5 protein-coding genes and 1 pseudogene are annotated in these 4,885 nt (G+C 75.0%); 2 read left to right on the forward strand and 4 right to left on the reverse strand.

Annotated elements, in window-relative coordinates; all coding sequences use genetic code 11:
• Positions 1 to 213 (reverse strand): annotated as a pseudogene (locus tag ACLU3S_RS35805) (hypothetical protein); the annotation flags it as partial.
• Positions 214 to 348: 135 nt separating this feature from the next.
• Positions 349 to 1,191: a hypothetical protein gene (locus ACLU3S_RS35810; protein ID WP_413956148.1), complete on the reverse strand. Its 843-nt coding sequence runs from the start codon at positions 1,189 to 1,191 to the stop codon at positions 349 to 351.
• Between the two features lie 276 nt (positions 1,192 to 1,467).
• Between ACLU3S_RS35810 and ACLU3S_RS35815 the strand changes: the two genes are divergently transcribed.
• Both ACLU3S_RS35815 and ACLU3S_RS35820 read left to right on the forward strand, forming a co-directional pair.
• Positions 1,468 to 2,214 (forward strand): TetR family transcriptional regulator, encoded by a 747-nt coding sequence (locus ACLU3S_RS35815; RefSeq protein ID WP_413956149.1) that lies wholly within the window; start codon positions 1,468 to 1,470, stop codon positions 2,212 to 2,214.
• A gap of 182 nt (positions 2,215 to 2,396) precedes the next feature.
• Positions 2,397 to 2,813: a Zn-ribbon domain-containing OB-fold protein gene (locus ACLU3S_RS35820; protein ID WP_413956150.1), complete on the forward strand. Its 417-nt coding sequence runs from the start codon at positions 2,397 to 2,399 to the stop codon at positions 2,811 to 2,813.
• A 368-nt stretch (positions 2,814 to 3,181) separates the two neighbouring features.
• Here ACLU3S_RS35820 and ACLU3S_RS35825 read toward each other — a convergent pair whose 3' ends face one another.
• Together ACLU3S_RS35825 and ACLU3S_RS35830 are read right to left on the reverse strand one after the other, a co-directional pair.
• The gene (locus ACLU3S_RS35825) at positions 3,182 to 3,568 is read right to left on the reverse strand and encodes a PPOX class F420-dependent oxidoreductase (RefSeq protein WP_413956151.1); all 387 of its coding nucleotides are present in this window, start codon (positions 3,566 to 3,568) and stop codon (positions 3,182 to 3,184) included.
• A 94-nt stretch (positions 3,569 to 3,662) separates the two neighbouring features.
• Positions 3,663 to 4,841 (reverse strand): MalY/PatB family protein, encoded by a 1,179-nt coding sequence (locus ACLU3S_RS35830; protein WP_413956152.1) that lies wholly within the window; start codon positions 4,839 to 4,841, stop codon positions 3,663 to 3,665.
• Between the last annotated feature and the right edge of the window lie 44 nt (positions 4,842 to 4,885).

Raw genomic sequence — 4,885 nt, forward strand, 5'->3', positions numbered from 1 at the left:
CGGTGGCAGCTCCTGGGTCTCCTCCTCGGCGGCGGGCGCCGCGCGTGCCGCGGTGTGGCGCGGCACGGACGCGGCGGGCTGGTGGGCCTCCCGCTCCGGGTGGATGTCCCGCATCAGCTCGGCGAGCGCGTCGAAGCGGCGCAGCCGTTCGACCCGGACGGGCTCCAGCACCGGTCCGGGGTGCGGCCGTTCAGGATCGGGCGGTGTCGGCACCTGGCTCTCCTTCCGTCCCCCACGGACGGGACGTGCGCGGTCCCGTGCAGAGATACGGCGCGCGGCACGGCCCCGTTCAGGCCCGCCCGGCCCCGCCGGCGCCGGGCTGCCGCGACCCGACGGGCCCGGGACGGATCACCGTACGGCCGGGCCGAGCCGCACGAAACGGCCCAGGGACGCCGTGAACGCGGCGACGAAGGCGTCCCGGTCGTCCTCGGACAGGGCGTCCAGGGACAAGTAGGGGTTCAGGTCCTCCAGTTCGACCAGCAGCAGACCGCCGTCGGGGGCACGGCAGGCGTCCACGCGCTGGATGCCGTGGCCGAGCTCGTTCCAGTCGACGAAGCGCCGGGCGAACTCCAGGTCGGCGGCGGTCGCCGCGTAGGGCCTCAACTCCCAGCGGCGCCGCGGGTCGGGGGCGTACAGGGCGTACTGGAAGTCGTCGTCGACGAAGTAGAAGGACACCTCGTAGGCGAAGTCGATACGGGGCTGGATCAGCACGTCGCCGCGGGCGGCCTCGGCGACCCGGGAGGCGGGGACGATGCGCAGGCCGAGGGAGTCCGCGCCGAGCCGGGGCTTGACCACGTAGCGGCTCGCGGCGGGCAGCCGGTGCAGGTCCTCGGCGCCGCCGACGGTCGGGATCACGGGGAACCCGGCGGCGCCGAGGTCGAGCAGATACTGCTTGCCGGCCATGTCCGCCTTGCCGGTGAGCGGGTTGTACACCGGCGTGCCGCTCTCCAGCGCCTGTGCGCGGAAGGCGTCGTACTCCTTCTGGTAGCCGAGCACCGGCCCGCTGTTGCGGACGACCACGGCGTCGAAGCGGTCCATCAGGGCAGCCGCGTCGAGCGGGTGGCACAGGGCCAGGTCGAAGTGGGCGCGGAGCCGGGAGGCGAGGAAGACGTCCTCGTCGCCGTACCGGCGCCCGCGGGCCTGGTACGCCAGGTCGGTGACGTAGAGGACGCGGGGGCGGGCGGCGGGCATGCGGGTCTCCTCGGGCGGGTGCGGCCGTGGTCGGCGCGGGATGCAGAAAGGTTACGTCTGGGTGGGGGCACACCCGCCCCCGGCCCATGACTCCTGGCCCTCCTGGCCCTCCTGGCCCTCCTGGCCCCGGCGCTCCGTGCGCCCGGGGCCACGGCACGTCGCGCGCCGGCGCCCCCGCCCGGCTGCGCCGCCGGGCAGAGCACTCAGTTCCCTCACATGGCGGCCATCGCTGCACTGAGTGTCGTGAATCCGGCTCCGGGTGCTACGTTCCCGTCCATGAGCTCCAGCAGCGCGGCGCCGGCCGCGAAGCCGTCGATGCGGGACGCCCTGGTCGCGGCGGCCTTCCAGCTCTTCCTGGAACGCGGCTACGAGCAGACCACCGTGGACGACATCGTGGCCCTGGCCGGGGTCGGCCGGCGTTCGTTCTTCCGCTACTTCCCCTCCAAGGAGGACGTGGTCTTCCCCGACCACGAGCGCTGCCTGTCCGACATGACGGCCTTCCTGGCCGCGAGCGACGAGGCGCACGAGCCGGTGCGGCGGGTGTGCGACGCGGCCCGGATGGTACTGCGCATGTACGCCGAGAACCCGACGTTCTCCGTCCAGCGCTACCGCCTCACCAAGGAGGTGCCGGGCCTGCGCGCGTACGAGCTGTCGGTGGTCTGGCGCTACGAGCGGGCGCTGGCCGAGTACCTGCGCGGCCGCTTCGCCGGCCGGCCCGACGGGACGCTGCGGGCCGACGTGATCGCGGCCGCGGTCGTGGCCGCGCACAACAACGCGCTGCGCTCCTGGCTGCGGTCGGACGGCACGGGCGACGCGGGCGCGGCGGTGGACCACGCACTGGCCCTTGTGCAGCGGGCGTTCGGGCAGGGCGCGGACACCCCCGCGGCGCCCGCGCCGGCCGGCCCCGCGGCGCACGAGGGCGCCGCGGGCGAACCCGGCGGCGTGGTGGTGGTCGTCGCCCGCCGCGACGCCCCCCTGTGGCGGGTGGTGCAGGAGCTGGAGACGGCGCTGGGCCGGGCCTGACGGGCAGCCACACGGGGACCCGCGGAGGGCAGCCGGCAAAACTGGGGGTACGGAGTGCCTTTACGAGTGGCACCCAGTGCCATACTCTGTCGGCGTGCGCGGCGGCACGGCAACCGCGCACACGCGTGCGCGGGTCGCGCCGGGCACGCGGGATTCCGGCCCAGCGCAGGGAGTTGACCAGCGTGTACCACCACTCAGCAAGCACCTCGCATCCGGCGGCCGGCTCCGCGGCGGGTGTTCTCGACCCCGTCTCCGCGGACTCCAGGGACGCCATCCTCTACCAGCGCTGCACCTGGTGCGGCACCACGATGCACCAGCGGCTGCTGTGTCCGGTGTGCCAGGGCAGCGAGTTGCGCACGGAGCGCAGCGAGGGCGTCGGAACGGTCCGCCACTCCACCGTGGTGCACCGCAACACGCCTGCCGCGCGCAACGTGTCGCTGATAGAGATGGCCGAGGGCTTCGTCGTACGGGGCCGGGTCATGGGCCCGCCGATCGGCATCCACAGCGGCGACCGGGTCCGGCTGTCCACCGCCAAGGACCCGGTGCGCGGCGAGCCGGTCTTCCAGCTGGTCGACGAGCCGTACCGGGCCTGGACCTGACGGGAGTTGCCGGCCACCGGCCGGCCTCTCGACCGGTCTCCCACCGGGCGGCGTCCGGCGAGAACCCGTGTGCGCCGCGCCCAGGCAGGCGCCGGCCGGGCGGGGGTCCACCGCGTCGCACAGCGTGCCACCGGTCACCGGGACCCCGTCGGCCGGCGGGAACCCGGCACCCCGGCGCGCCCCCGCCGCGTGTGTCGCCGTCCGTGGGGGCGCTGGGCGTGAGCACATCGGCGCCATCGCCGAGCACCCCGACGACCTGCACAGCGGCACCGGCCCCGAGGTCGGCGGCACGTACGAGGAGAAGTTCGCCGAGCCTGCTCCGGGGAGCGCCGAGCGCTCCAGCCTGGGCGGTACGCCCTGGGTGGCAATCAGTCCGCGAGGGTCACCCGGATCCCGACCGTGCCGTCCAGGCCGCGCCGCAGCCGGCTGCCCAGCAGGGTGAGCCGCCCGAGGATGCCGTACTTGCGGGCGATGAGCGCGCGGTAGCGGGCGGTGGTGGCCGCGTCGGCGATCTCCGCCGTGGCCGGCGACTGTTCGCCGGTCGGATTGCCCCGCACGTCGCACGGGCCGACGAGGACATCGGCGCGGCGCCGGATCCGCTTGACCTTTCCGCTGTCGGCGGCCGTCCAGATCCCGAGGGCGTCACCGTCCCGGACCACCCACACCGGGGTGGCGACGGGGGCGCCGTTCCTGCGCCGGCTGGTGACCAACAGGTACTTGCCGGCGCCGAGCCGGTCCAGCCGCGAATCGTCCATGCCCGGAAGTCTATGCCTCGTCAGCCCGCCGTCCACGGGGCCGGATCGCTCCTCGGCCACGCCGGCCGGTGGGCTTTTCGCTCCCCGGCCCGGGTCACGACAGCGCGGCCGCCATGCGCCGGACCCCCTCGGTGAGGATCTCCGGCGTCGTCGCCAGGTTCAGCCGCACGTGCCCGGCGCCGCCGGTGCCGAACGGGATGCCGGAGCTCAGGGCGACCCGGCCGCGGTCGAGGAAGGCCCGGGCGGGGTCGTCGCCGAGGCCGAGGGCGCGGCAGTCGAGCCAGGCGAGGTAGGTCGCCTCGGCGGGGTACGCGCGGACCGCGGGCAGGTGCTCGGCGAGCAGGGCGCCCAGCAGGCGCCGGTTGGTCTGCAGTCCGGCGAGCACGGCGTCGAGCCAGCCGGTGGCGTCGCGCAGCGCCGCGGTGTGCGCGATGACGCCGATGTGGCTGGGACCGTGGCTCACCTCCTCGGGCATGCGGGCCAGGTCATCGGCGGCCTCGGGCCCGGCCAGGGCGAGGGCGGCCTTGATGCCCGCCAGGTTCCAGCCCTTGGAGGCCGACATCAGGGACAGGCCCCGGCCGGCTCCGGGCACGCTCAGGTAGGGCACGAAGGTGACGCCGGGGGCCACGAGGGGGGCGTGGATCTCGTCGGCGACGACACGGACGCCGTACCGTTCGGCGAGTTCCGCGACGGCCGCGAGTTCGGCGGCCGTGTGCACGGTGCCGGTGGGGTTGTGCGGGCTGCACAGCAGGAAGGCGGCACGGCCGCCGCCCGCCGTCGCCCCGGCGAATGCCTCCCGAAGCGTCGCCGGGTCGATGCGCAGATCGGCACCGAGCGGGGCCTCCACCACCCGGCGATCCATGTGCGTGACGAACTGGTAGAACGGCGGGTACACCGGCGAGTTGACGATGACCGGGTCGCCGGGCCCGGTGACCAGTCTGAGCATCTCGACCACACCGAGCATGACGTCCGGGACGAGCGCGGTGCGCTCCACCGCGACCCCGTCCCAGTGCCAGCGCTTGGCCGCGAAGCCGGCGAGTGCCTCGGCGTAGGCGGTCCCCGCGGGGTAGCCGGTGTCGCCGAGGGCGAGCGCGTCGGTGACGGCGCGGACCACGGGCTCGGCGAGCGGCACGTCCATCTCGGCCACCCACAGCGGGAGCACGTCCTCGGGGTAGGCGCGCCACTTCATGCTCGTACGGCGGCGCAGCCGGGCCAGGTCGAGCGCGCGCAGCGGGTCCGGTTCGCCGGGGGTGTCGTGCGGGATGCCGGTCATGGGCCACAAGATAGGGGCAGACCGGCCTCCCGGCCCAGGTGCGG

The organism is Streptomyces sp. AF1A (assembly GCF_047340315.1).
GTDB lineage: Bacteria > Actinomycetota > Actinomycetes > Streptomycetales > Streptomycetaceae > Streptomyces.